This window comes from Plantibacter sp. RU18 (assembly GCF_050613355.1).
In the GTDB taxonomy this organism is placed as follows: domain Bacteria; phylum Actinomycetota; class Actinomycetes; order Actinomycetales; family Microbacteriaceae; genus Plantibacter.
Genome location: NZ_CP159618.1, coordinates 3,220,813 through 3,245,228 on the forward strand (window position 1 = coordinate 3,220,813; position 24,416 = coordinate 3,245,228).

The window sequence follows — 24,416 nt, forward strand, 5'->3', positions numbered from 1 at the left end:
CATCGCTACGAGTCCTGCTGCCAGAAGATCACCTTGCGCCTGGCCAGCCTGACGAGCAGGTTGAGCGTGATGCCGAGCGCGGACAGGATGATCAGCAGCGCGAACACCGCAGCGGTCTGCATCGCCCCCTGCGCCTGCAGGATCAGCACCCCGAGCCCATGCTGTGCGCCGACGAACTCGGCGACGATCGCGCCGATCATCGCGTTCGCGACAGCGAGCTCCAGCCCGCTGAAGATGCTCGGCAACGCCGCGGGGATCAGGAGCTTCCGACGGATCTGGCCCCGACTCGCACCGTTCGCCTCGAACAGCTCGATCTGATCGCGATCGACACCTCTGATCCCGTGGATGGTGTTCACGAGGACAGGGAAGAAAGCCAGCAGCACGACGACGACGATCTTCGACGGCAGACCGAACCCGAACCAGATGACGAACAACGGCGCGACGGCCACTTTCGGGATCGACTCGATCGCGACGATGTACGGGAACGCGATCGCGTACGCCGTCGGGAACTGTGCGAGCAGGATCGCTCCGACGAGGCCGATGGCGACACCGATCGCAAGGCCAGCCAGGACTTCGGTCAGTGTCGTCCCTGCATTCGACAGGTAGCGCGGGAACGCGGCAGGGTCGACGAGGGCCTGGACCACATCCGACAACGCCGGCACGACGTAGCTCGGCGTCCCGGTCAGGCCAGGCAGGAACTGCCAGGAGGCGAGGATCACCGCTGCGACGATGACGCCGCCGGACACCACGGTGCGTCGGTTGCCGGACCGCCGCGGTGCCCGAGGGTTTCGAGGGCGGGCCGCGGCCGTGCTCCTCGGTTGACGTTGAACGTCCTGAGTGGTCATGCCGTCACCTCGAAGTAGGTCCTGATGTGCGAGCTGAGATCCGCGAACTCCGACGAACCCAGCAGATCGAGCGCGCGCTCCCGGCCGAACGGGATGTCGACGATGTCGATGATCCGTCCAGGCCGCGGGCCCATCACGATCACCCGCTCCGCGAGAAAGACGGCTTCGGGGATGCTGTGCGTGATGAGGACTGCGGTCTTCGAGGTCTCCCGCCAGATGCGGTTGACCTCCACGTTCAAGGCGTCGCGTGTCATAGCGTCGAGCGCACCGAACGGCTCGTCCATCAACAGGACCTCCGGCTCGTGCACCAGGGCACGGCAGATGGCCGCGCGCTGCTGCATACCGCCGGACAACTCCTGCGGATACTTGTCGGCGAAGTCCCGCAGTCCCACCATCTCGAGCAGGCCGAGCGCGTGTTCGCGCTCGGTCGCCCCGACCTTCCTGTGCAATTCGACCGGCAGCAGGACGTTCTCGAGGATCGTCCGCCACGGGAGGAGTGTCGGTTTCTGGAAGACCATGCCGACGTCGCCGCGCGGTGTGCTGATCGGCGAGCCCGCGATCGTCGCCGTCCCCGACGTGAAGCCCGTCAGACCGGCGAGTATCTTGAGCAGGGTCGTCTTGCCGCAGCCACTCGGCCCGACGATTGCGACGAACTCGCCGTCGCGGACGTCGAGGTTCACGTCCGAGAGCGCATGCACGTCGCCGGTCCTCGTCGGGTAGATCTTCTCCAGGTGCGCGATCGAGATCAGCGGCGTCGCCGACACCGTCGGCGCGGTCATCGTCCGAGTCCATACACGTCGCGCAGGTTCTCGTGCAGCACGCGTTCGGCGAGCCAGCTCGCCTGACGGTGGGACCAGAGGCCCGAGGCCCTGCCGGCCGACAGCGCCGCGTCGAGCGCGACCCGGCCACGCCTGGTCCCCGACACATGGAACTCCGGCGAACCGGTGTCCGTCCCGAAGATGACCTTGTTCGCGGGCAGCACCTCGAGCCACTCCTGCAGCATGCGATGCAATGCGTGCTCGTGCAGGTACGGCATCCAGGAGAAGTCCACGAAGACGTTCCCGCGAGCCTGTGACAGGGCGGCGAGCGCCTGGCCATAGGGGAATCCGCCGTGGATGAGGATGACCCTGAGGCGGTTCAGACCAGGCGTATCGAGGAATTGCTCGAGCAGTATCGGATTGGCGCCCGCAAGCTTCAGTCCTGGTTCCGTGTGCCCCATGCCCGTGTGGATCTGCATGGGCAGCTCACGTTCGACTGCATGAGCAGCGATGTCGTACGCGAGGAAATCGGCGAGGGTCCTGTGGTCCGCCGCATCGACGTCGTCACCCGCGTGCTCCGACCGATGCAGTCGACCGTAGGCTGCTGCTGCGTCCTGCACCGAGGTCCGGCGGAACTCCAGCGTCCGGACGTAGGCGGAGGCGATCTTCAGGCCGACGGTGCCGGACTGCTGGCGCCGGACGATCGAGCCCGCGACGAACGCCCGGTAGTCCTCGAACTCTGCGGGTGGCGCGTCGAGACCCGAGGCCGCCAGCAACCCATCGAGGATCGACCTGAACACCCGCCGGAACTTCCGCGAGTCCTCTGCACGATCCACGATCGGCGGATGCCCGAAGGGGAACAGGTACGGGTCGATTCGCGCGATCGGCTTGTACCGGTCCGGCGACCACACCGAGTCATCGATCTCGGGGATGTCGGTCAGTACCTGTTCGGTGCCCGACAGGAGCAGAGCACGGTCGTACAGCCCGGCGAAGTCCGTGCGCCGCTGTTCGACGCTCGCCCGGATCAGAGACGTCCTCGATCCAGTACCGTACAGGGCGTTGGTGCCCTCTGTCAGCGATGCGGCGTGCACCGTCGTGGACTGGAAGCGGATGCTCTCGTCGATGAGTTCGGCAATGGCGAACTCCGACTCGATCGCTCGGACTCGGTCCTCGTCGTGCACGAGCACCGCATGGTTGTAGGCGACATAGACCTCGTGCGGGATGTTCGCCTCGACGTGTCCCATCGCGTACTCGCGCTCGTACCCGTCGAACCCGTGGAGGTGCTCGCCCGGACGGACGTACCCGGCGTGGGAGTGGTGATCGATCGCCGGCACTCCGGCACTCCAGGTCAGTTCTGCGGCACTCATTCGCCGTCCTCCCAGTCGGCTGCGGCGTCGATGACGGCTGCAGCATCGAACTCGTTGATGCGCTCGACGAGATCATCCGAGTACAGTGACGCCGGATCCACCGGGCTGTCGATGATGCCGGCCTCGAGCGCGAAGTCGACCCAGGCCGTCGCTGCCTCCGGCGCGTAGGCGCCGAAGGACTTCGTACCGACCGGATCCCCCGCGAGCAGGAGCTCGATGCGCCGTTCGAGCGCGACGACGTCGGTGGCGAGCTGATCGGCTTCGTCCGTGCCTGCGATCCTGGTCTCGGGGAAGTCCTCGTACATGATCGTCAGGGCCGCCTCCGGGTTCTCCGACGTGAACAGCGTCGCCTTCGCCATCGCCCGGCCGAACCCTGCGGCCTGCTCTGAGCGCTCGTCCAGGAACTCGCGTGTGGTGAAGTAGCTCGTCGAGAACAGCGACTCGACCTCGGGGGTCGTGAAGTAACGGAGCTCGACGCCCGTCGCCTCCATCGCTGCGTACTCCGTGTCCCACAAGGACAGCGCGTCGACCTGTCCGGTCTCGAGCGCCTGACGCGCGGCCGCCCCTGTCCCGACGGCCAGGTTCGAGAAATCCGCGTCCGCTTCGAGACCCTCGGTGTGGAGGATGCCGTTGGAGAGCAGCATGTTGCTCGTGCCGAGGCTGGCTTGACCGATGGTCGCGCCCTCGAAGTCGGCGATGGTGGTGATCGGTCCGTCCGCGAGCACCGCGATGGACCCGGTCTGCTGACGGATGTAGTTGTACATGAGCACCAGATCGTCGCCATTTCCCTGGGACTTCGCCTGCAGGATCGGTTCGGGTGGAGTACTTCCGATCTCGAGCGAGCCGGAGTCGATGCCTTGGACGATAGACGTGGCGTCCTTCGTGTGGACGATCTCGACGGCCAACCCCTCGTCGGCGAAGTAGCCCAGTCGCTGGGCGACGGCCATGGGTGAGTTGTTCGCGCCCATCTGCGTCGGCAGACCGAAACGGATCGTGGTGAGCGCCTCGCCATCATCGCCCGCCGGGGAGCACCCGGTGAGGACGAGGCCGGCGAGGACGACTGCGGCGACGGAGCTGCCGAGGCGACGTGCAGGGGCGGAGGGCTGGTGCGTGCGGTGCAGTGGTCCGGTCATGTCTGGTCCTGTTCAGGTGGAGGTCGGGAACACCTGTGGAGCAACACCGGATGGCGGCGTGACCACCCAGAGCGCCTCTCCGACCGTGTCTCCGACGTTCGTGATCATGTGGGGGGTGGACGTGCGGTAGTCGAGGCTGTCGCCGACTTCGAGTTCGAACTCCTGATCGAGGAGGCGGAACAGGAAGCGCCCCTTGAGGATGACGACGACCTCATGGGAATCACCGTGAACGTAGTTCTCGTCGCCGACGACCATGCCTGGTTCGTACTCGGAGACGAGCACCTCGACATCGGTCGCTGGCGACCGCGTGATGCCGAAGTGTCGGACCGAAGATGAGGTGGAGTCCAGTTCGGGACGGTCGGCCTTGCGGAGAAGCTCCCCGCGGCGAGGAGTCGCCTCGAAGAGCTCCATCCACTGCAGACCGAAGACCGACGCGATTGCTCGCACGGTCTGCAAGCTGGCGTTGGCCTTGCCCGTCTCGATCTGACTGATGTACCCAGCGCTGACCCCGGCGCGGGAGGCGAGCTCCCGTGTCGAGATCCCGCGGAGCCTCCGCAGGTCCTTGATCCGATGGCCGAGCGTGACGCCGTCGACGTCGTTCATGTGGTTCCCCTCCCTCAGTAAGCACTTTGCTTACTGGAAATGAACACAACGTATACTCAGCGCGTGTCAATTGGAAGACCCACGTGTTACGTCCGTGTAAATCCGCCCACGGGTGCGCGGGAACGCGTCAGATCGAAGGCAGCGCTTCCTGTGCGTCGGCGGTGGAGACCCCGGTGGCGGTCAACAGGTCGACGAGATACGGCCGGACCACGAGGATGAGCGCCTGTTCGGACACGGACGCATCCGGGAGCATCTCCACGGGGTCCAGGTGCTTCGCGATCTCCAGGAGCGACTGCCTCGCGATCGGCTGCTGCGCGACGTCGCCGATCGACTGCGCCAGAATGCCGAGGGCGATGGCGGTGCGCGCCAGCAGGTCGGCGAGCTCCGGTCTGCTTGCCGCGTCCCGCGACACGTAGTCGATGCGCCGCGCGATGACGCGGAGGTTGCGTGTCGCGAGGTCCATGCCCGACAACATGGTCTGTTGGCGCTCCAGATCGAAGACGGCTTTCCTGAGGAACGGGGAGATCCTCGCGATGGCGAGCCCGGAGTCGAGCGTCGAGCGCCAGCTCTCGAGCGCCGGTTGCGTCGCACGAGCCCTCGCGAGCGCCCGGTCCGCTTCGTCGACGTCGCCGAGGCGGAGCGCCGTCACGAGCGAGGCGAGGGTCCGGACGTGTTCGTCGATCAGGCGCTGACCGTCGCGGCGGGCACCCCGCCGCGGGTCGCGGGGAATGAGCGCCGTCGCGATGAGCGCGAACACTCCCCCGATGAGCCCATCGAGCGTGCGGACGAACGGACCGCCGTCCGGTACCGGCAGGAGCATCACGAGCACCGACTGCACCGCCGCTGCGATCGCGAAGGACGCAGCCGGAGACAGGAACCGGGCGACGAGCAATGTGAGGACGAGCGCAACCGCGAGCTGCCACGTGCCCTGGCCGAAGCCGAGCAGGAGGACCTCGGCGAGCGCGATCCCGACACTCATGCCGACAGCGGTTTCGAGCACGCGGATCGGACGGGCGTCACGGACGAATCCGAGGCTGGAGATCGTCACCGTGATCGCGAGCAGCGGCACGGCATGACCCAGGACGTAGTGCGAGAACGCATAGGCACCGATCGCCGTGATGCTGACCTGCAGGACCGCTGGAACCGAGCCGACGAGCCGATGCCATGCGTCACCGAGTGCGATGCGTCGGCGCACCGCGGCCGTCCAACGACCCGAGCGGGGATCCGCCTCCTCGGCGCTGCTCCCGCCCACCGTGGTCAGCGCCGGACGGCGCCGAGCCGCGGAAGCCGCGGGACGTTCGCAGTCGCGCCGGCATCGGCCGGGACGATGACCTCCTGGGACGCCGCGACGTCGACACCCTCGGCCTCGACCACCATCACTGCAGCGGCGTCGGCGGAGCGCTTGACGACGGCCAGTGCCACCGGGCCGAGTTCGTGGTGGATCGCACTCGACGTCACCGTGCCGACCGGCTTGCGGACGGCGTCATCGCCGACTCCCTGGACGAGGACCACAGGTGAACCCGCCGGAGGAAGGACGGAGTCGGATCCGTCGAGCAGGAGCATGACGAGCCGACGCGGCGGATGTCCGAGGTTGTGGACCTTCGCGACCGTCTCCTGGCCGCGATAACAGCCCTTGGTGAGGTGCACGGCCGAACGGAGCCAATCGAGTTCGTGAGGGATGCTCCGCTCATCGACCTCGGAACCCAGACGCGGCCGCCAGGCGGCGATCCGGAGTGCGTCGGCGGCGATCGAGCCCGCCGCTGCGAAGGTTCCGGATTGGACGGCATCAGCGAGCTCGGCCAGGCGTGAACGCTCCACAACGGACTCGGTCCAGGACCAGGCAGCCGCAGGATGCTCGCTCGTCGCGTACTGATGGCCGCCGACGGCGACTGCAGCCCACGGATCGTGCCACACGAGCGGCACGCCGTTCGGCTCTGCGGCATCGATCCCGAGACCGCCGGCAGCACCGATGAGTGCGTACTCCTCGGTCACGATCGCCACCTCGACGCGCAGCATGAAGCGCATGCGGTCGAGCCAGGCGTGCAATGGCGAGGCGTCGTCGGCCTCGGTGAGGAGCCAGGTGGTCGTGCCGTCGTCGAGGACCTTGACCGCGTGTTCGATCCGACCGCTCTGATCGAGGAACAGGGTCTCGGTGGAGCCCCCCACGGACAACGACCGGAGGTCCTGGCTCGTGATCGAGTGCAACCAGCTGAGTCGGTCCGGACCGGTGACGGTGACGATGCCGCGGTTCGAGAGGTCGACGATGGCCTCGCCGCGCTCGATCAGCCGCTGCTCGATGTTCGGGCTGCCGTAGTGCGACGGCACGCCGTGGTCCAGTGCATCGGGCTGCTCGACGGCGCCGGGAAGGGCGAGGAAGGGTGAGACGGACATGTCAGTCGGCTTTCGCGAGGCGCGCCGAGGCGTGCGTGCGGAGATCCTGACCGAGGGCGGCGATGTCCCAGGCCCAGAGCAGGTGGTTGTCGACGAGGCCGTAGAGACGCGTCGCCGCGGCGTACTCTTTGGCCCCGGCCGTGCGGACGACCGCGTCCGTCGCGAGATCGATCCTCGGGCCCTCGATCCGACCGAGGTACAGCTCGCTGACGCCGTTCGGGTGCACGATCGACACCTGCAGGGGGAACGCGCCGGTGGAGGTGCGCAGCGTCTCGACGGCCTGCGCGGTGCCGAAAGGACGAGGGCCCGTCCCCGGAAGCATGCCGGGGCCCGGGTCTCCTTCGATGAGGGGGCGTTCGAGGCGCCAGTAGCCGGTCTCCGTGACGAGCGGCTCCGGCGCGGCGAGTTGCTCGGCCGCGTCGGGTGTCTGTGCGGCAGGCTCCGTGTCGTCCGACAGCGCATCCGCGTCCGTGGTCGACTCACCCGTCGCGTCTGCGGAGGGTTGCTCGGGCAGCAGCCACGTGTAGGAGTTGTAGTTCAGATACGGCAGGCCGTCATGGCTGAAACTGACGCGCTGGCCGAACTCGCGCGTGACCGTGGTGTCGCCGACCGTGTAGTCGATCACACCGGTGCCCTCCCAGACGCCGATGAGCCAGGACAGCGGGACGAGTTCGCTCGGCAGGCCGGTCGGGATCTCGATCATCGAGCCGCTCCCGGACTAGCGCTGACCGCGATACAGGTTCTTCAGCACGACCACTGCGGTGAACGCGATGGCGAGGCTGGCGAGGACGAGCAAGCCGATGAAGAAGATTTCGAGAGCGAGCAGCATGGGGAAAGTCTACCCCGCGGCCAGTGCGATGAGTCCATACACCGCACCGCCGATGGCGAGGATGATGACGGCGCCCGTCACGCTCGTCGACATCCGGTCGACGAAGCCGATCTTCTGGCGCGTGAGCAGCTGAGCGGCGAAGGCGGCGAGCGTGCAGAGGCCGAGGGTCACCGACAGACCGAAGAAGGTCTCGCCGGCTGTCCACAGCACGCCGGACACGACGACACCGATGAGCGCCAGCGCCCAGATGGACACGACGCTGATCCAGCGCAGACGTGGGGAGAGTGTGGTTTCGCTCACGCTCCCATTGTCACAGAGCGCGGCCTGACAGGCCACCCGGGCGGGACGGGTGGAGCGATCGACTGCACGCGTCACCTAATATGGTTCCAAACTCAGTCGGGAGGATGCGCGTGGCGCAAATTTTGGTCTTGACCTCCATGGTCGGCACCGAGGTCCTTCCATCCCTCGGGCTCCTCAGCCACCGCACCCGCCAGATCCCGGCAGATCCCGCACAACTGGTGAACGCTCCAAGTTCGGACCTCGTGCTCGTCGACGCACGTCAGGATCTCGCGAGTGCGAAGTCGCTCTGCAAGATCCTCGGCGCTTCAGGGCTCTCCGTGCCACTGCTGCTCATCCTCACCGAGGGTGGCCTCACCGCGGTCAGTGCGGACTGGGGCGTCAACGACGTTGACCTGGAGTCCGCCGGGCCGGCGGAGGTGGACGCGCGCATCAGGCTCGCGATCGGTCGCGCCTCTCAGGAGCACTCGGCGAGCAAGATCCAGGCGTCCGGCGTGGTCATCGACGAAGCGAGCTATTCCGCCAAGGTGCACGGCAAACCGCTCGACCTCACCTTCAAGGAGTTCGAGCTCCTGCGGTTCTTCGCCACCCACCCGTCCCGCGTCTTCACACGGGAGCAGCTGCTCAGCGAGGTCTGGGGCTACGACTACTTCGGCGGCACCCGGACGGTCGACGTCCATGTGCGCCGACTGCGCGCGAAGCTCGGCGATCTCGAGCAGCTCATCGGCACGGTGCGCAATGTCGGCTACCGCTTCAACGTCTACGAGGACGACCATGCCCCGGCTGACACTGTCGGTTCGTAGCGTCGACGATGCGCACACCCGCGGTGTCCTCGACCACCTCGTGCGCACTGCGACCCTGATCGACGGCCAGCCCCCGTTCAGCGATCAAGCGCTCATCGACGTCGCCTCTGGCGCCCGCACGCTGATCGTGGCAGTAGAACCGCAGGATCCCCCGGTCGATCCCGTCGACTTCGCCGTCGTCGGGGCGGCGATCCTCGGACATGGCGAGCTAGAGTTCGTCATCGAACCCGAGTGGCGCAGGCATGGCTACGGCAGAGCGGCACTTCGGGGAGTCCTCGCCAGCTGTCCGCCCCAGGTCCGCATCTGGGCCCATGGCGACCACCCGGCATCGCGCGTCCTCGCTGAGGAGTTCGGTTTCTCCGCCGTCCGCACGCTCTTGCAGTTGCGTTTGACCAAGGCACCGGCGAACCGGGCGCGCTCCGCGACAGCCGGGCACGCCGATGTCACCGTCGGCCCCTTCCGACCAGGGCACGACGAGGCGGAGTGGCTCGAGGTCAACGCCCTCGCGTTCGCATCGCACCCCGAGCAGGGCAGGATGACGCTCGACGACCTGCGCGCGCGAGAGGCCGAGTCGTGGTTCGACGCCGAGGACTTCCTGCTGGCGCGCGGCCGCGACGGCGACCTCCTCGGGTTCATCTGGTTGAAGATCGAGGACGGCGTGGGCGAACACAGGATCGGCGAGATCTACGCGGTCGGTGTGCACCCTGCTGCGGGTGGCCGTGGGCTCGGTCGGCTCCTCATGGAGGCCGGGCTCAGCCGAGTGCAGGAACGCCACGTCGATTCCGTCACCCTCTACGTCGAAGCGGACAACGTGCCGGCGGTCTCGCTCTACCGTTCGCTCGGCTTCACCGATCACACGATCGACGTGCAGTACGCCAGGACGAGCATCTGAGCGTCCTGCACAGCACCGTGGGCGTCCGCTTTTACACAGTGTTCACCGCAGCCGTCGCCGCCACCGCCGTCACGGTGTCATGATGAAGACATGCCAGCAGACCCAACCGTGCTCGATGTCGGCCTCGATGGAGACGACGAGGACTTCGATCCAGCGTTCGAGCGGAACGACCCCGCACTCCCTGAGCACCGGTACCTCGACCGCGAGCTCAGCTGGCTCGCGTTCAACCAGCGGGTGCTCGAGCTCGCAGAGGATCCGGCACTACCGGTCCTCGAGCGCGCGAACTTCCTCGCGATCTTCGCGTCGAACCTCGATGAATTCTTCATGGTGCGCGTCGCCGGATTGAAGCGTCGCATCCTCACCGGTCTCGCGGTCCCGACGAACGTCGGTCACGCCCCGGCCGAGGTCTTGTCCGACATCTCGGAGAAGGCCCACATCCTGCAGGAGCGCCATGCACGAGCATGGCACGACCTCGTCCGACCCGACCTCGCCGAGCGCGGCGTCACGGTCGTCACGTGGGACAGCCTCGACACTGCAGACCGCGAATACCTCAGCGACTACTTCAGCAACCAGGTCTTCCCGGTCCTCATGCCGCTCGCCGTCGATCCGGCGCACCCCTTCCCGTACATCTCGGGCCTGTCGTTGAACCTCGCGGTGCGTGTGCGCAACACGAAGTCCGGGCGCGAGGAGTTCGCTCGGCTCAAGGTGCCGCAGATGATGCCGCGGTTCGTCCGAGTGGGGCGTGAGGAACGCCGCTCGGCTGCCCTCGACACCGCGCCGAGCGTCCGGTACATCGCGCTCGAAGAGGTCATCGCCAACCACCTCGGGCACCTGTTCCCCGGTATGGAGATCATCGATCACCACGTGTTCCGCGTCACCCGCAACGAGGACATGGTGATCGAGGAGGACGAGACGGAGAACCTCATCCAGGCGCTCGAGAAGGAGCTCCTGCGCCGGCGGTTCGGCCCGCCGATCCGCCTCGAGATCACCGACGACATGGACGACGTCACGCTCGGGCTGCTCGTCCGAGAGCTCGACATCACCGAGCAGGAGGTCTACCGGCTTCCGGCTCCGCTCGACCTCGGCGGGCTCTTCAGCCTCGCAGGCATCGACCGCCCAGACCTGCAGTACCCGAAGCGCGTGCCGACCACGGCGCTGCAGTTCCAGCCGGACGAGCCGAACGGCAAGCCCGACCTCTTCCGGTCCATCGCCCGCGAGGACGTCCTGGTGCATCACCCGTACGAGTCCTTCGCGACGAGCGTGCAGGCGTTCATCGAGCAGGCTGCAGCCGACCCGCACGTGCTGGCCATCAAGCAGACCCTGTACCGCACCTCGGGCGACAGCCCGATCGTCGAGGCGCTCATCGACGCTGCCGAGGCCGGCAAGCAGGTGCTCGCGCTCGTCGAGATCAAGGCGCGGTTCGACGAACAGAACAACATCTCCTGGGCCAGGAAGCTCGAGAAGGCCGGAGTGCACGTCGTCTACGGCCTCGTCGGCTTGAAGACGCACTGCAAGCTCGCTCTCGTCGTCCGCCAGGAACGCGGCGTGCTGCGGCACTACAGCCACATCGGCACCGGCAACTACAACCCGAAGACGAGCCGCATCTACGAGGACCTCGGCCTCTTCACCGCCGACGACCAAGTGGGCAAGGACCTCACCAGGCTCTTCAACGAACTCTCCGGCTACGCCATCGAGAAGAAGTTCAAGCGCCTCCTCGTGGCACCGCGTCATCTCCGGAAGGGACTGCTCAAGCACATCGAGCAGGAGCGCACGAACGCCGAGGAGGGAAAGCCCTCCGGCATCCGCATCAAGGTCAACTCGATGGTCGATGAATCCATCATCGACGCGCTCTACCGCGCCAGCCAAGCCGGCGTTCCCGTCGACCTCTGGGTACGCGGCATCTGCGCGCTGAAGCCCGGCCAGCCCGGCATGAGCGAGACCATCCGCGTGCGGTCCATCCTCGGCCGCTACCTCGAGCACTCCAGGATCTTCTCGTTCCACAACGACGGCGACCCGCATGTGTTCATCGGCAGCGCCGACATGATGCACCGGAACCTCGACCGTCGCGTCGAAGCGCTCGTCCGCCTCACCGAACCGACGCACCTCGCCGCGACCGCGGCGATGTTCGAACAGGCGCTCGACGAGCAGACATCGTCTTGGTGGCTCGACTCGGACGGCGTCTGGACGCGCCACGCGGTCGACGCCGAGGGCCGGCCGCTCACCGATCTGCAAGACTCGCTCATGCTCGAGACCGCCGCCCGTCGGCGTCCGAGGATCCGTCGCTGACGGAACCGCAGCACAGCACGCACGAGCACCACGACACCGACGAGGCAGCGAACCCTATGACGACCACGGCAATCTATGCGGCTGGCGCGGTCTGCTGGCGCCTGATCGACGGCAAAGTGCATCTGCTCGTCATCCACCGCACCGTCTACGGCGATGTCACGATCCCGAAGGGCAAGGTCGATCCGGGCGAGTCCCTCGCCGAGACAGCGGTGCGCGAGATCAAAGAGGAGACCGGTCTGAGCGTGTTCCTCGGGGTGCCGCTCGGGATCTCGACCTACCCGCTGTCGAGCGGTCGCGAGAAGATCGTGCACTACTGGTCGGCCGAGGTGACCGATCAGGCCATCCGGGAGAGCACCTTCATCCCGAACGGTGAGGTGGCTGCACTCGAGTGGGTCAGCATCAAGCGCGCACGCGGCTACCTCAGCTACGAACGCGACGTCGAGATCCTCGACGCCTTCGCCGCGCTGGTGGACGAGGGCGTCACCGAGACGTTCGCGCTCATCGCGATGCGCCACGGCAAGGCGACCCAGCCGTCGGAGTGGTCAGGCGAGGACGCCACCCGTCCGCTCGCACCACGCGGCGTGAAGCAGGCTGCGGGCAACGTCCCGACGCTCCTCGCGTTCGGACCCCGCAAGATCGTCACGAGTACCGCGGTGCGCTGCGTGAGCACGGTCAGCCCGATCGCAGCTGCCGCCGGTATCGAGCCGAAGCGTACCGACCTCATCAGCCAGGATGCCTACGAACGTGGCGAGTCCGACGTCAGGCGTGTCGTCGGTCGCCGCGTCCGCGCGCTGAAGACGGCGATCCTCTGCAGCCACGGTCCAGTCCTCCCCGAGATCCTCCACGAGATCGCGCTCGCCACCGGGTCCGCCCGAGGCTCCTACCTCGGCAGCGCCGCAGCATTGGAGACCGGCGCGTTCTCCATCGTGCACCTCTCCCGCACGAATCCGAGCTCCGGCATCATCGCCATCGAGACGCACGAGCCGCGCGTCTGACTCGGAGCACAACCCCTCGGCACGCCGGGTGAGCGCTCAGCCACCACCCGTCCGAGGGGTTTTCCGCATGCCCCGAGGGCCTGCGCCATGAAGCCGTCGACATCCGTTCACCCGCTGTTTACCATCACGGGGGATGCTCTTCATGCCACGTGGTTAGCGTCACTGACGAGCCAGCACCGGCTCGCACCCACACCAATGAATGGACATCCTGTGAAGTACTCACGTTTCGGCCGCGTCGCGGTCGTGGCAGCAGTCGCAGCCCTCGCCCTCACCTCCTGTGCAGCCAACGAAGGTGGGCCAGCATCCACCAGCGCGGCCACCAGCGACCTGTCGGGCAGCCTGGCCGGTAGCGGCGCTTCCTCGCAGGGCAGCGCGCAGGAGGCATGGGTCGCCGCCTTCCAGACGTCCAACCCCGACGTCACCATCAACTACTCCCCCGACGGCTCCGGCGCCGGACGCAAGGCGTTCATCGCCGGCGGCGTGCAGTTCGCGGGTTCCGACTCCTCGCTCTCCGACGAGGAGCTCACGAGCACGTTCGCGGCCTGCGCTGCAGACACCAAGGCGATCGACCTCCCGGTCTACATCTCCCCGATCGCGATCATCTTCAACATCGACGGTGTCAAGGAGCTGAACCTCGATGCAGCGACCACCGCGAAGATCTTCGCCGGTCAGATCACGTCCTGGGATGACGCCGCGATCGTCGCCCTGAACCCCGACGCGAAGCTCCCCTCGACGGCGATCACCGCCGTGCACCGTTCGGACGACTCCGGTACGACGAAGAACTTCGCCGACTACCTGAACAAGAACGCAGCAGACGTCTGGACCGCTGAGCCGGCCGACACCTTCCCGTTCCAGTCCGGTGAGGGCGCCAAGGGCACCTCGGGTGTCGTCGACACCGTCAAGGGCGGTACCGGCACCATCGGCTACGCCGACGCGTCGAAGGCCGGCGACCTCGGTGTCGCGAAGATCAAGGTCGGCGAGGAGTTCGTCGAGTACAGCGCCGAGGGTGCGGCAGCCGTCGTCGAGGGCTCGCCGCTCGTCGAGGGCCGCGAGGCCAACGACATCGCGATCAAGCTCGACCGCGAGACCACGGACCCGACCCACTACCCGATCGTCCTCGTGAGCTACCTGATCGCCTGCCAGGAGTACGCGGACGCTGACGCTGCCGCGCTCGTCAAGGCGTACGCAGGCTACATCGCCAGCGATGAGGGCCAGAGCGAGGCTGCGAAGTCGGCCGGTGCTGCGCCGCTGTCCGCTGACCTCGCCAAGAAGGTCCAGGACGCGATCGCGACCATCAAGTAATCCAACGAGTCGAGCGTGCCGGGTTCCACCCGGCACGCTCGACCTGCGTCACCCGCACGACAGACACACCCTGCACCTCCGGACCCTGAGCTCGTCGAAGGGCCACCACCCGACCAGCACCACCATCGCATCGAGAGAACGGGAACCCATGGCTGTCGAGGCCCTAGCTGCGAGACCCAAAGCCAAGCAACGAGTGGGCGATCGCGTCTTCTCCGCGCTGTCCGTCGTCTCAGGATCGCTCATCCTCGTCATCCTGGCGGCGGTCGCGATCTTCCTCATCGTCCAGGCGTTCCCGGCCCTCACGGCTGACTCCTCGTCGTTCACGGGCGCCCCGACGAGTTTCTGGGCCTATGTCGGCCCGTTCGTCTTCGGCACCATCTGGGCGGCCGTGCTCGCGCTCGCCATCGCCGTGCCGCTCTCCCTCGGGATCGCGCTCTTCATCACCCACTACGCGCCGCGCCGTCTGGCGGTCGCCCTCGGCTACGTCATCGACCTCCTGGCCGCGGTGCCGTCGGTCGTCTACGGCCTCTGGGGTGCGCTCGTCCTCGCCCCCTTCGTCCAACCGTTCTTCGCGTGGTTGTCCGTCAACCTCGGCTGGATCCCGTTGTTCGGTGGAACCGTCTCCGGCACGGGCCGCACCATCCTCACCGTCGCCCTCGTCCTCGCGGTCATGATCATCCCGATCATCACCGCGATCTCGCGCGAGATCTTCCTGCAGACCCCGAAGCTCCACGAGGAGGCTGCATTGGCGCTCGGAGCGACCCGCTGGGAGATGATCCAGATGGCCGTCCTGCCGTTCGGCCGCCCCGGCATCGTGTCTGCATCGATGCTCGGTCTCGGCCGTGCACTCGGCGAGACGATGGCGGTGGCCCTCGTGCTCTCGCCCGCGGCCGTGTACTCGTTCTTCCTCCTCACCTCCAGCAACCCCAACACCATCGCGGCGAACATCGCCCTCAACTTCCCCGAGTCATTCGGCATCGACGTGAACAAGCTCATCGCCACCGGCCTGATCCTGTTCATCATCACCTTCGTCGTGAACTTCATCGCCAGACTCATCGTCAACCGTCGTAAAGAATTCTCGGGAGCGAACTGATGACCGCCACGACAGACCGCCGCCAGGCGACCATCGCCACACCGTTCACGAACTCGCTCACCGCGGGCAAGCTGCCGAAGTACGCGCCGCTCACGATCCTCGCCGGCAGCCTCATCGTCTCAGGGCTCATCTTCCTGCTCGTGCAGCAGTCGAGTTCGGACAAGAGCTACAACGCGCCCGGTGCGGTCGTCCTCGGTGCAGCGCTCTACGCGGTGAGCGTCTACAGCTCCTCGCTCATCATCGAGGGCCGCAGGAAGGCGAAGGACCGCCTCCTCACCACTCTCGTGACGGCGGCCTTCGTGATCGCCCTCCTACCGCTCATCTCGGTTGCCATCACGGTGATCTCCGCCGGTGCCGCCCGGTTCGACATCAACTACTTCAGTCTGTCCATGCGGAACGTCGTCGGTGAGGGTGGTGGGGCGCTGCACGCCATCACCGGCACGCTGCTCATCACGCTCGCGACGTCGATCATCTCCATCCCGATCGGCATCCTCACGGCGATCTACCTCGTCGAGTACGGTCGCGGCAAGCTGGCGCAAGGGATCACCTTCCTCGTGGACGTCATGACGGGTATCCCGTCGATCGTCGCCGGCCTCTTCGCCTTCGCGCTCCTCGCGATCTTCTTCGGACCCGGCGTCCGACTCGGCATCGGTGGCGCGATCGCACTGTCACTGCTGATGATCCCCGTCGTCGTCCGGTCGAGCGAGGAGATGCTGAAGCTCGTGCCGAACGAGCTCCGCGAAGCCGCCTACGCGTTGGGCGTGCCGAAGTGGCTGACGGTCCTGAAGATCGTCCTGCCCACCTCGATCGCCGGCATCATCACCGGTGTGACGCTCGCCGTCGCCCGCGTCATCGGTGAGACGGCGCCGCTGCTCATCATCGCCGGCTTCACCCAGAGCATGAACTACAACCTCTTCGACGGCCCGATGATGACCCTCCCCGTGTTCGTGTACACCCAGTACGCGAACCAGGGCACCGACGGAGCGTCCTACGTGGACCGCGCCTGGACCGGCGCGCTCGTCCTCATCCTCATCGTCATGGCGCTGAACCTCATCGCCCGACTCATCGCCAAGATCTTCGCCCCCAAGTTCGGCCGCTAGGCCGCGAGCAAAGGAACCCCGTGTCCAAGAGCATCGAAGTCAACGACCTCAACGTCTTCTACGGCAGCTTCATGGCTGTCGAGGGCGTGTCCCTCCAGATCCAGCCTCGCACGGTCACGGCGTTCATCGGCCCGTCCGGTTGCGGCAAGTCGACCTTCCTCCGCACGCTCAACCGCATGCACGAGGTCATCCCCGGCGCACGCGTCGAGGGCGAGGTCCTGATCGACGGCAACAACCTGTACGGTCCCGGCGTCGACCCCGTCCTGGTGCGGCGCCAGGTCGGCATGGTCTTCCAGCGTCCGAACCCGTTCCCCACGATGAGCATCAAGGAGAACGTCCTCGCGGGTGTGAAGCTCAACAACCGCAAGATGTCGAAGTCCGACCAGGAGTCGCTCGTCGAGCGTTCGCTCCAGGGTGCGAACCTCTGGAACGAGGTCAAGGACCGTCTCGACAAGCCGGGCTCCGGCCTCTCCGGTGGCCAGCAGCAGCGGCTCTGCATCGCGCGTGCCATCGCGGTCTCCCCCGACGTGGTCCTGATGGACGAGCCGTGCTCGGCGCTCGACCCGATCTCCACGCTCGCGATCGAGGACCTGATCGAGGAGCTCAAGCAGGAGTACACGATCGTCATCGTCACGCACAACATGCAGCAGGCGAGCCGTGTCAGCGACAAGACGGCGTTCTTCAACATCGCCGGCACCGGCAAGCCCGGCAAGCTCATCGAATACGACGACACCACGACGATGTTCTCGAAGCCGTCCGTCCAGGCCACCGAGGACTACGTCTCGGGTCGCTTCGGTTGATCTGATGCCCGACGCCCGAAACCCCGCCCGGTCCTCCCGGGCGGGGTTTCGTGCATCTGGCCCTCCGACAGGCTCAGGGAACGAGACGGCGCAGGGACCGCTCGCGGTCACCGGGCTTGTCTCCCCCCCCCCCCGGCCACCGAGCTTGTCGAGGTGCTACGCCGTCTCGATGACCATGATCGGGTCCGTGGTCGGCTGCTTCGAGCCGCCCTGCGGTTCGACCGTGACGCCGACCTTGTCTCCGGCGCTCATGGCGCCGTCGAGGACACGCCAGGTGGTGCCATTGGCGGCCGAGAACGTGCCTGCGGAGACCGCGCCACCTTCACCGATGTACCAGAGCTCGTAGACCTTGTCGGCGGGGAGCGAACCGAGACCGTCGACGAGCAACGCCGACTTGCCGAGCTCGCCGGACCACACGAGTGTGGCTGTGGCGTCGTCCATGGAGACCTTGGCACGCTGGACATCCGACGCCGCGTTGATCTGGGCGAGGGCGACCGTCTGCGTGAGCGATCCTCCCCCGAAGGTGTTTGCAAGGCCGACGCCACCGAAGATGAGCCCGACGGCAGCTGCAGCACCGACGACCATACCGATCGCGCTGCGGCGCCATCTCGAGGCCGCCTTGCGCTCGGCAGCTCCAGCGATCGACGCCACAGGTGCGGGCTCGACATCGGGCGCAACAGCGGGAACCTCGGCGAGGTGCGACTTGGTCGACGGCTGTTCGGCCGGCATCGTCGGAGCCGTGGCTTCAGGCACCACAGCCGGCCTGTCCGCAGACATCTGCGGCAGGTTCTGGATGGCGGCCATCAAGGAGTTCTTGAGCGCGGCCGACGGCTGCACGGGTGGTGCTGCGAGGTCGAGCATGGCGACGGTCTCCTCGAACTCGGCCGCTTCGTCGCGGACGGATTCATGTTCGGCGCGAAGGCGGTCGAACCGCTCCTGCTCGCGTGGGGTCAAGGTGTGCAGCGCGTGTCCGGCTGCAAGGTCTGCTGCATCGTCTCGGTCGGTCATGTTCGCACCCCCAATTCGTCTCGTAGCCTGATCATCCCGTCTCGTAACCGCGTCTTGACCGTGCCGATGGGCACGCCCAACAGGTTCGAGATCTCGCTGTGGCTGTAGCCGCCGTAGTAGGCGAGTGACACGGCTTCCCGCTGCAACTCGCTCAGGCGGGTGAAGGCCCGCTTGACCCGCTCGTGTTCGATCCGGATCTCGACGGTCTCCTGCACGTCGTCAACGCTGTTGTCGAAGTCGCGGATGCCGATCTTCAGATCACGATCTCGCCCAGCCTGTGAGGCTCGCACACGGTCGATCGCCCGGCGGTGGGCCATGGTGAGGACCCAGGTCGTCGCGGTACCCTTGCCGGCTTCGAACTTGGCCGCGTTCTGCCACACCTCGAGGAACACCTCCTGGGTGACCTCTTCCGACTGCGCATGATCGATGAGCACTCGCTTGATGAGGCCGAGGACTCTCGGCGCGATGTGATCGTACAACTCACTGAAGGCGTTCTGGTCGCCTCCGGCGACTCGGACGAGCAGCGCGTCGAGCACGTTCGCCAAGGAGAGCTGCGGGGCAGCGTCGGCTTCGGGTCCCGTGGTCACAAGTCTTAGCTTCTCACGGACGCCGAAAGAATGCGTGCCGCTGACCCTGGGTCGGGTCTGCGTGTACAGTTCGGCGGTCATGATTCCTATTCGGGGCGGACCACCGATCCGATTGGGTTGCCGGACTTCCGATTCCACCCCAGTCCCGGGGACAACACCGAACCGCGCCCGGCGCACCGAATGGGGCGTTCGTCCGGGTGGAACCGTGGCAGCGCCTCGGCGGGGCGCGAACACCCGCGGGCAAAGAAAGTGCCAGGCCGCAGAAACGCCTCTCGGCGCAAGGCCGCTCGGAGCGGCGATTTTTGGAGCCCGGGGTTACTGCGGCCCGGCTGTAGAAGTGTAGCAAGTGTTCGGCTGTGAGTATTCCCAGCGCATCGGAGCAGCTGCCCGACGGGACGGTCTCAGTCGAGCGACTCCGAGCGCCAGAGCTTGGCGCAGCCGGCGAGCTCGCCGGCGATGGTGCTGAAGCGCGCCGCCTTGGTCGTGAGTTTGGCGGCCTCCGCGGGATCGATCACGTCACGGTCGTCGGCGAGTGCGCTGCAACCGACGGCGTTGATCCGGCAGAAGGACGCTGCGCGTTCGAGGGCGATGGCGAAGTCGCCGATGTACAGGCCACGGAGGATCTGATCGGCGAGGACGGTGATCTCCGCAGGTCCGGTCGGGTCGGCGGCACCCGCGATCACCGGGTCGACCGTGGGGATGAGCTCTGTGCCGCGCTGGAAGCTGTAGCTCGTGCCGACCGGGTCCTGGCGGATCAGCAGGCGGAGCAGGTAGATCCGCCACATCGCGCCCGGCAGGCTACGAGGGCTGGCGTGCGACCAGAGTTCGGCGATCGCGTCGATCCCGTGTTCGTCGGTGTAGTTGACGAGCCGGTCGACGACGGCCGGGTCCGGATTCTCGCGAACCCGCGCGAGCAGGGCGACGGCGGTCTCGTGCGCGATGCGGGTCTCCTCGGCCGGGTCGAGTCCGCCCTGGATGGCTTCGAGCATGGACGGCGGCAGCTTCGTCGGACGGTGGAATCCCTCGGTCATGCGTGCTCCTCCCGTGCGCTCGCGTCACGCACCCGTCTACGGTACTCGCGTCTCGAGGGCCGGGCTCCCCGGTCCGTCGATCGAACCGGGGCGTCAACGTGGACCTCGAAAATCTCGTAGAGTAGACGACGTATGGGCCTGTAGCTCAGTTGGCAGAGCATCGGACTTTTAATCCGCGGGTCGTGGGTTCGAGCCCCACCGGGCCCACCCAGATGATCAGCGCCGGACGGCAGGCATGATGACGCCGTCGATGATCGAGACCAGGAAGTCCCGTGTGACGGGCTGGCGCAACATGAGGACGCGGTAGCTCACCATCGCTTGACTCACCAACGCCAGCGTCTCGACGTCGCAGTCGGCCCGGATCTCTCCGCGGTCGATCGCGCGATGCAGCAGGAAGCGGTTGACCGCCATCCGTGGCGCGACCAACGCGGCATGCACTGATTCCGTGAGCTCCGGGGAGTCGGAGATCATCGACATGACGCCGGCGAACACCTTCATCTTGCGCTCCCCCTCGGCAATGGACGGAGCCTTGATCATGCCGACGAGATCGTCGCGCAACGAGCCGGTGTCAGGCAACTTGGAGAAGTCCGGGTCGATCTGCTTCATGCACGCCACTGCGTCGATCACGAGTTCGGACTTCGACGCCCACCGGCGGTAGAGCGTGGCCTTGCCGGCCTTCGCTCGCGCGGCGACCATATCCACGGTCATGCCGGCGTAGCCGGTCTCTGCCAGGACGTCGAGTGCGGCCTCCAGAATCTCGGCATCGCGCGTGTGGTCACGCTTGCGTCCGAGTTTCGGGGCGTCGAGCGGGGCTTCGAGCTGCGTCATCGCGGCCCACCTCCCTTTCTGTCTTCGAGACAGCTTAGTTCAGGAACTGTGAAGTTCTGGAACTTGTCGGTTCCGAAACTAGTGAGTTCCGTATATGGTGATCGTCATGACTTCGAACATCGCTTCCGGAACCCCGGTCGTCTCCTCACGCCGCTGGTGGACACTCGTCACTGTCGGCCTCGCCCAGCTCATGGTCGTCCTCGACGCCACGGTGGTGAACATCGCGATGCCCGCTGCCCAAGCCGACCTCGGCTTCTCCGACGGCGACCGCCAGTGGATCGTCACCGCCTACTCCCTCGCCTTCGGCAGCCTCCTCCTCCTCGGCGGCCGCCTCTCGGACCTGATGGGACGCAAACGCGCCTTCATCATCGGCCTCATCGGCTTCGCCATCGCCTCCGCGCTCGGAGGCGCCGCAGACAGCTTCGGTCTCCTCGTCGCCGCCCGCGCACTGCAGGGCGTGTTCGCGGCCCTGCTCGCGCCCACCGCCCTCGCCATGCTCACCACCACCTTCACGATCCCCAAGGAACGCGCCCGTGCGTTCGGCGTCTTCGGCGCGATCGCCGGCGCCGGTGGTGCCGTCGGTCTCCTGCTCGGCGGATTCCTTACCGAGCAGTTCGACTGGCGCTGGAACCTCTACATCAACGTCTTCATCGCGATCATCGCGATCGTCGGCGCGATCATCTTCATCTCGACCACGAAGTCTGCCGGTCCGCGGCCGAAGCTCGACGTCCCGGGCACGATCCTCGTCTCGGGCGCCCTCTTCAGCCTCGTGTACGGGTTCGCCAACGCCGAGACCGACGGCTGGGACTCACCACTCAGCTGGGGCTTCCTGACCGCAGCCGCCGTGCTGCTCGTGGTCTTCGTCGTGTGGCAGCGCCGTGCAGCGCACCCGCTCCTGCCCCTGTCGATCATCCTCGACCGCAACCGCGGAGCCGCGTTCATCTCGGTCATGATCGCCGGAGCCGGCATGTTCGGCATCTTCCTGTTCGTGACGTACTACCTGCAGGCGTCACTCGGCTACTCGCCGCAGCAGACCGGATTCGCATTCCTGCCGATGATCGCGATGCTCGTGCTCGCGGCACAGCTCGGAACGAACATCTTCGTGCCGCGCTTCGGCCCGAAGGTGATGGTGCCGTTCGGCATGACGCTCGGCGTGATCGGCATGTTGCTCCTCACACGCCTCGACCTCGACAGCAGCTACGTCGGGGGCGTCCTGCCAGCCCTGATGGTGCTCGGCTTCGCGATGGGCTCCATCATGCCCGCCTCGATGCAGACCGCGACGCTCGGCGTCGACCGTGCGTTCGCCGGGGTCGCGTCAGCCACCGTCAACACGAGCCAGCAGGTCGGCGGCTCGATCGGTGTCGCTCTGCTGAACACGCTTGCGGCGAGCGCGGCGACGAACTACGTGACGGACAACGCGCCGCCGACTCCAGAAGTGCTGGCGCAGGCCGCGATCCAGAGCTACCAGACGGCGTACTTCTGGGGCGCCGGGTTCTTCGCGGTCGGTGCGGTCACCGCGGCGCTCCTGTTCCGCCGACGGAACCAGGGACTCGCGTTGCACCACACTCCGGACGAGGCTGCGGAGCCGGTGCTCGCGCACTAGGCAGGTACTGACGCCGCGCTGAACGCGAGACGGCCGTCATGCTCACCGCATGACGGCCGTTTCGTGTTCGCTGGTCGGCTCAGGCGGGCTGCCGGAGGATCGACGTCATCTTCTTGCCGTTGGCGACCTCGTCGACGATCTTGTCGAGCTGACGGACCCGCTGCATCAACGGGTCCTCGATCTCCTCGACGCGGATGCCGCAGATCAGCCCGGTGATGAGCGAGGCATTCGGATTCATCGCCGGGGCCTCGCCGAAGAACGTCTCGAAGTCGGTGCCGTCAGCGAGGACACGCTCGATCGCCGCGTCGTCGTATCCGGTGAGCCAGGTGATAACCTGGTCGACCTCAGCCTTCGTGTGCCCCTTGCGCTCGGCCTTCGCGACATAGTGCGGGTAGACGCTCGCGAAGCTCGTCGTGAAGATGCGATGTCCTGCCATGACAGTCAGTTTCGCACACAGCGTGCGCCTGGCGGCAGTGCGGACGTCTCGCCGATCGAGTCAGCATCCGACTGCTCGCTTCCCCGGCGTGCACGGCTTGTCGACACCGACGGTGGAGTTCCGGAGGACCGTGATCGTGTGCGAGGTGTCCGCCGGAACGCTCAGTGTTCCGTCGACCGGAAGCCACTCGCCGCCACCGAGGCGATACTCCGCGGCGTACTCGACCGCGGCGGTGATGGTCTTCTCGCCGGCGTCGGTGTAACGGTGGCTCGTCGCGGTCTTGGAGAACTCCGGAACGCCGAGCGACGCCCAGGTGGACCCGCCCCCGGCGCTGGAACCCGTGCCGCCGTCGCCGTAGTCGAACGTGAAGCCGAGGGGGATGAAGTTGACTTCCGCGGACTGACCGAGCAGCGTCCCTGATCGGACATGCCCCGAGGCACCCGCGATGACGTTCGTGTGCGCTTTCAGCAAGCCCCAGATACGCGGTTCTGTCCTCACCGTCGGCGCGTCGGGGGCGAAGCTCGCGACGTCGCGGATCGTGACGGACAGCGTCGTGCCGAGGTCGCCGATGCTCTTCGGTGGAGGTACGACGGTGTAGCAGTCGGGTTCTGTGCGGCTCGTCCCGCACACCGCGTACTCGCCGCCAGGGCCGATGTTCGACCCGGGCGTTCCGCCCGAGCCGGGCCGCCCCATGCTCCCGCCGATGTCGACGGAACCGTTGCCGATACATGCACCTGAGTAGTCGCCAAGACTTGAACAAGGCGCTGCCGTCGCCGGCCCACCGGCGGAGGAAGCCACAAGAAGGAACCCGACGACGACGCCGAGACCGGTCGCTCGTTGGACACCGGAAAGCCTCATGCGCAGTCTCCCTCGCGCTTGTCACGAGAATGCACAACGAGGGCGTTCTGCCCCTCGAGGAGAGCAAACTCGGCGACCCACGAAGAAGATGCGGGCCGATCGGCGCCGACGAGTGATCTGCCATCACTCGCGAGCACATCCACTGCTGAGATATCCACACAGAAAGCTGCGCTCGCGATCACACCAATCGCATCGGGATACCCAAACCAGGACAGAACCTGCACGGATTGCACGCGAGGTTCACCGGTGACCGACAGTCCGTCGCGCGCGACCTCCGCAAAGGCTTCCTGCTCGATCTTTGAGAGGGCTGGTGATGCTACGGCCTCGATGCGCTCGGGCCCAGATCCACCTTCCGACAGGATCAACGTCGAAAGCCGTTGAAAATCTTCGTACGCCGACGTCACGGCAGCGAGCGCCTGTTCCTCGTTCTCGAGGACGGGTTTCGTCGTCGCGATGGGAGTCGGCGCTGGCGCCGGGCTCGTGCAGGCGGTGAGTGCGGCGAGAGCCACAGCGATGGGGACTGCTGGCAGGATCCAGCGGGAAGGTCGAATGGGCATGGAAACGAAGCTAG

25 protein-coding genes and 1 tRNA gene are annotated in these 24,416 nt (G+C 66.6%); 10 read left to right on the plus strand and 16 right to left on the minus strand.

From position 1 onward, the window contains the following. Positions 1 to 5: 5 nt before the first annotated feature. The 9 genes from ABMA10_RS15485 to ABMA10_RS15525 all read right to left on the minus strand — a co-directional run bounded on the left by ABMA10_RS15485 (position 6) and on the right by ABMA10_RS15525 (position 8,226). Complete coding sequence (locus tag ABMA10_RS15485) at positions 6 to 845, minus strand: ABC transporter permease (protein WP_347868577.1); 840 nt, start codon at positions 843 to 845, stop codon at positions 6 to 8. Further along, complete coding sequence (locus tag ABMA10_RS15490) at positions 842 to 1,624, minus strand: ABC transporter ATP-binding protein (RefSeq protein ID WP_347868578.1); 783 nt, start codon at positions 1,622 to 1,624, stop codon at positions 842 to 844. Before ABMA10_RS15490 ends, ABMA10_RS15485 begins: the two co-directional genes overlap by 4 nt. After that, a complete protein-coding gene (locus ABMA10_RS15495) occupies positions 1,621 to 2,970 on the minus strand; it encodes an amidohydrolase family protein (protein WP_347868579.1) in 1,350 nt (449 codons plus the stop codon). The genes ABMA10_RS15490 and ABMA10_RS15495 overlap by 4 nt, the downstream gene beginning before the upstream one ends. Further along, a complete protein-coding gene (locus ABMA10_RS15500) occupies positions 2,967 to 4,103 on the minus strand; it encodes an ABC transporter substrate-binding protein (protein ID WP_431030669.1) in 1,137 nt (378 codons plus the stop codon). The genes ABMA10_RS15495 and ABMA10_RS15500 overlap by 4 nt, the downstream gene beginning before the upstream one ends. A 12-nt stretch (positions 4,104 to 4,115) precedes the next feature. Then, positions 4,116 to 4,706, minus strand: a complete 591-nt coding sequence (locus tag ABMA10_RS15505; protein ID WP_347868581.1) for a helix-turn-helix domain-containing protein — start codon at positions 4,704 to 4,706, stop codon at positions 4,116 to 4,118. Between the two features lie 127 nt (positions 4,707 to 4,833). Further along, on the minus strand, positions 4,834 to 5,958 hold the full coding sequence (locus ABMA10_RS15510) for an FUSC family protein (protein ID WP_431030670.1): 1,125 nt from the start codon (positions 5,956 to 5,958) through the stop codon (positions 4,834 to 4,836). A 5-nt stretch (positions 5,959 to 5,963) separates the two neighbouring features. After that, positions 5,964 to 7,097, minus strand: coding sequence for a YgfZ/GcvT domain-containing protein (locus ABMA10_RS15515; RefSeq protein WP_347868583.1), 1,134 nt, complete (start codon positions 7,095 to 7,097; stop codon positions 5,964 to 5,966). Between the two features lies 1 nt (position 7,098). Continuing rightward, entirely contained in the window at positions 7,099 to 7,800 is a 702-nt protein-coding gene (locus ABMA10_RS15520) for an FABP family protein (protein WP_347868584.1), read from the minus strand. Positions 7,801 to 7,935: 135 nt separating this feature from the next. Next, positions 7,936 to 8,226 carry a hypothetical protein gene (locus ABMA10_RS15525; protein ID WP_347868585.1) on the minus strand — a complete coding sequence of 97 codons (291 nt, stop codon included), beginning with the start codon at positions 8,224 to 8,226 and terminating at the stop codon, positions 7,936 to 7,938. Between the two features lie 110 nt (positions 8,227 to 8,336). On the opposite strand from ABMA10_RS15525, the gene ABMA10_RS15530 reads away from it, so the two are divergent. The 8 genes from ABMA10_RS15530 to pstB all read left to right on the plus strand — a co-directional run bounded on the left by ABMA10_RS15530 (position 8,337) and on the right by pstB (position 17,494). Then, positions 8,337 to 9,026: a response regulator transcription factor gene (locus tag ABMA10_RS15530; protein WP_431030671.1), complete on the plus strand. Its 690-nt coding sequence runs from the start codon at positions 8,337 to 8,339 to the stop codon at positions 9,024 to 9,026. After that, a complete protein-coding gene (mshD, locus tag ABMA10_RS15535; protein ID WP_347868586.1) occupies positions 8,998 to 9,918 on the plus strand; it encodes a mycothiol synthase in 921 nt (306 codons plus the stop codon). The genes ABMA10_RS15530 and mshD overlap by 29 nt, the downstream gene beginning before the upstream one ends. 90 nt (positions 9,919 to 10,008) lie before the next feature. Continuing rightward, entirely contained in the window at positions 10,009 to 12,204 is a 2,196-nt protein-coding gene (locus tag ABMA10_RS15540; RefSeq protein WP_347868587.1) for an RNA degradosome polyphosphate kinase, read from the plus strand. A gap of 56 nt (positions 12,205 to 12,260) precedes the next feature. After that, the gene (locus ABMA10_RS15545; protein WP_347868588.1) at positions 12,261 to 13,199 is read left to right on the plus strand and encodes an NUDIX hydrolase; all 939 of its coding nucleotides are present in this window, start codon (positions 12,261 to 12,263) and stop codon (positions 13,197 to 13,199) included. A 210-nt stretch (positions 13,200 to 13,409) separates the two neighbouring features. After that, complete coding sequence (pstS, locus tag ABMA10_RS15550; RefSeq protein ID WP_414693664.1) at positions 13,410 to 14,501, plus strand: phosphate ABC transporter substrate-binding protein PstS; 1,092 nt, start codon at positions 13,410 to 13,412, stop codon at positions 14,499 to 14,501. Positions 14,502 to 14,649: 148 nt separating this feature from the next. Next, complete coding sequence (gene pstC, locus ABMA10_RS15555; RefSeq protein WP_347868590.1) at positions 14,650 to 15,594, plus strand: phosphate ABC transporter permease subunit PstC; 945 nt, start codon at positions 14,650 to 14,652, stop codon at positions 15,592 to 15,594. Further along, complete coding sequence (pstA, locus tag ABMA10_RS15560; protein ID WP_347868591.1) at positions 15,594 to 16,694, plus strand: phosphate ABC transporter permease PstA; 1,101 nt, start codon at positions 15,594 to 15,596, stop codon at positions 16,692 to 16,694. The genes pstC and pstA overlap by 1 nt, the downstream gene beginning before the upstream one ends. Before the next feature lie 20 nt (positions 16,695 to 16,714). Beyond that, on the plus strand, positions 16,715 to 17,494 hold the full coding sequence (pstB, locus tag ABMA10_RS15565; protein WP_347868592.1) for a phosphate ABC transporter ATP-binding protein PstB: 780 nt from the start codon (positions 16,715 to 16,717) through the stop codon (positions 17,492 to 17,494). Positions 17,495 to 17,650: 156 nt separating this feature from the next. Here the strand turns inward: pstB and ABMA10_RS15570 are convergent, their stop codons facing one another. The 3 genes from ABMA10_RS15570 to ABMA10_RS15580 all read right to left on the minus strand — a co-directional run bounded on the left by ABMA10_RS15570 (position 17,651) and on the right by ABMA10_RS15580 (position 20,120). Then, complete coding sequence (locus tag ABMA10_RS15570; protein ID WP_347868593.1) at positions 17,651 to 18,502, minus strand: anti-sigma factor; 852 nt, start codon at positions 18,500 to 18,502, stop codon at positions 17,651 to 17,653. Continuing rightward, a complete protein-coding gene (gene sigK, locus ABMA10_RS15575) occupies positions 18,499 to 19,170 on the minus strand; it encodes an ECF RNA polymerase sigma factor SigK (RefSeq protein ID WP_347868594.1) in 672 nt (223 codons plus the stop codon). The genes ABMA10_RS15570 and sigK overlap by 4 nt, the downstream gene beginning before the upstream one ends. Positions 19,171 to 19,490: 320 nt before the next feature. Further along, entirely contained in the window at positions 19,491 to 20,120 is a 630-nt protein-coding gene (locus ABMA10_RS15580; RefSeq protein ID WP_347868595.1) for a DNA-directed RNA polymerase subunit beta, read from the minus strand. A 134-nt stretch (positions 20,121 to 20,254) separates the two neighbouring features. Here ABMA10_RS15580 and ABMA10_RS15585 point away from each other — a divergent pair. Next, positions 20,255 to 20,327, plus strand: a tRNA-Lys gene (locus tag ABMA10_RS15585). 9 nt (positions 20,328 to 20,336) lie between these two features. Here the strand turns inward: ABMA10_RS15585 and ABMA10_RS15590 are convergent. Then, the gene (locus tag ABMA10_RS15590) at positions 20,337 to 20,948 is read right to left on the minus strand and encodes a TetR/AcrR family transcriptional regulator (RefSeq protein ID WP_347868596.1); all 612 of its coding nucleotides are present in this window, start codon (positions 20,946 to 20,948) and stop codon (positions 20,337 to 20,339) included. A 106-nt stretch (positions 20,949 to 21,054) separates the two neighbouring features. Between ABMA10_RS15590 and ABMA10_RS15595 the strand changes: the two genes are divergently transcribed. After that, positions 21,055 to 22,551: an MFS transporter gene (locus tag ABMA10_RS15595; protein WP_347868597.1), complete on the plus strand. Its 1,497-nt coding sequence runs from the start codon at positions 21,055 to 21,057 to the stop codon at positions 22,549 to 22,551. Positions 22,552 to 22,630: 79 nt separating this feature from the next. Here ABMA10_RS15595 and ABMA10_RS15600 read toward each other — a convergent pair whose 3' ends face one another. From ABMA10_RS15600 to ABMA10_RS15610, 3 genes are read right to left on the minus strand one after another with little or no spacing between them, the layout of a single operon-like run. Then, positions 22,631 to 22,987, minus strand: coding sequence for a DUF2200 domain-containing protein (locus ABMA10_RS15600; RefSeq protein WP_347868598.1), 357 nt, complete (start codon positions 22,985 to 22,987; stop codon positions 22,631 to 22,633). Positions 22,988 to 23,047: 60 nt separating this feature from the next. Next, positions 23,048 to 23,845 carry a hypothetical protein gene (locus ABMA10_RS15605; RefSeq protein ID WP_347868599.1) on the minus strand — a complete coding sequence of 266 codons (798 nt, stop codon included), beginning with the start codon at positions 23,843 to 23,845 and terminating at the stop codon, positions 23,048 to 23,050. Then, entirely contained in the window at positions 23,842 to 24,402 is a 561-nt protein-coding gene (locus ABMA10_RS15610) for a hypothetical protein (protein WP_347868600.1), read from the minus strand. Before ABMA10_RS15610 ends, ABMA10_RS15605 begins: the two co-directional genes overlap by 4 nt. Positions 24,403 to 24,416: the final 14 nt, after the last annotated feature.

What these genes read in the sequence shown, in the direction of transcription:
- ABMA10_RS15485 (WP_347868577.1), bottom strand. Translation starts at nt 845, where the DNA reads ATGACCACTCAGGACGTTCAACGTCAACCGAGGAGCACGGCCGCGGCC.
- ABMA10_RS15490 (WP_347868578.1), bottom strand. Translation starts at nt 1,624, where the DNA reads ATGACCGCGCCGACGGTGTCGGCGACGCCGCTGATCTCGATCGCGCAC.
- ABMA10_RS15495 (WP_347868579.1), bottom strand. Translation starts at nt 2,970, where the DNA reads ATGAGTGCCGCAGAACTGACCTGGAGTGCCGGAGTGCCGGCGATCGAT.
- ABMA10_RS15500 (WP_431030669.1), bottom strand. Translation starts at nt 4,103, where the DNA reads ATGACCGGACCACTGCACCGCACGCACCAGCCCTCCGCCCCTGCACGT.
- ABMA10_RS15505 (WP_347868581.1), bottom strand. Translation starts at nt 4,706, where the DNA reads ATGAACGACGTCGACGGCGTCACGCTCGGCCATCGGATCAAGGACCTG.
- ABMA10_RS15515 (WP_347868583.1), bottom strand. Translation starts at nt 7,097, where the DNA reads ATGTCCGTCTCACCCTTCCTCGCCCTTCCCGGCGCCGTCGAGCAGCCC.
- ABMA10_RS15520 (WP_347868584.1), bottom strand. Translation starts at nt 7,800, where the DNA reads ATGATCGAGATCCCGACCGGCCTGCCGAGCGAACTCGTCCCGCTGTCC.
- mshD (WP_347868586.1), top strand. Translation starts at nt 8,998, where the DNA reads ATGCCCCGGCTGACACTGTCGGTTCGTAGCGTCGACGATGCGCACACC.
- ABMA10_RS15540 (WP_347868587.1), top strand. Translation starts at nt 10,009, where the DNA reads ATGCCAGCAGACCCAACCGTGCTCGATGTCGGCCTCGATGGAGACGAC.
- ABMA10_RS15545 (WP_347868588.1), top strand. Translation starts at nt 12,261, where the DNA reads ATGACGACCACGGCAATCTATGCGGCTGGCGCGGTCTGCTGGCGCCTG.
- pstC (WP_347868590.1), top strand. Translation starts at nt 14,650, where the DNA reads ATGGCTGTCGAGGCCCTAGCTGCGAGACCCAAAGCCAAGCAACGAGTG.
- pstA (WP_347868591.1), top strand. Translation starts at nt 15,594, where the DNA reads ATGACCGCCACGACAGACCGCCGCCAGGCGACCATCGCCACACCGTTC.
- ABMA10_RS15570 (WP_347868593.1), bottom strand. Translation starts at nt 18,502, where the DNA reads ATGACCGACCGAGACGATGCAGCAGACCTTGCAGCCGGACACGCGCTG.
- sigK (WP_347868594.1), bottom strand. Translation starts at nt 19,170, where the DNA reads ATGACCGCCGAACTGTACACGCAGACCCGACCCAGGGTCAGCGGCACG.
- ABMA10_RS15580 (WP_347868595.1), bottom strand. Translation starts at nt 20,120, where the DNA reads ATGACCGAGGGATTCCACCGTCCGACGAAGCTGCCGCCGTCCATGCTC.
- ABMA10_RS15590 (WP_347868596.1), bottom strand. Translation starts at nt 20,948, where the DNA reads ATGACGCAGCTCGAAGCCCCGCTCGACGCCCCGAAACTCGGACGCAAG.
- ABMA10_RS15595 (WP_347868597.1), top strand. Translation starts at nt 21,055, where the DNA reads ATGACTTCGAACATCGCTTCCGGAACCCCGGTCGTCTCCTCACGCCGC.
- ABMA10_RS15600 (WP_347868598.1), bottom strand. Translation starts at nt 22,987, where the DNA reads ATGGCAGGACATCGCATCTTCACGACGAGCTTCGCGAGCGTCTACCCG.
- ABMA10_RS15605 (WP_347868599.1), bottom strand. Translation starts at nt 23,845, where the DNA reads ATGAGGCTTTCCGGTGTCCAACGAGCGACCGGTCTCGGCGTCGTCGTC.
- ABMA10_RS15610 (WP_347868600.1), bottom strand. Translation starts at nt 24,402, where the DNA reads ATGCCCATTCGACCTTCCCGCTGGATCCTGCCAGCAGTCCCCATCGCT.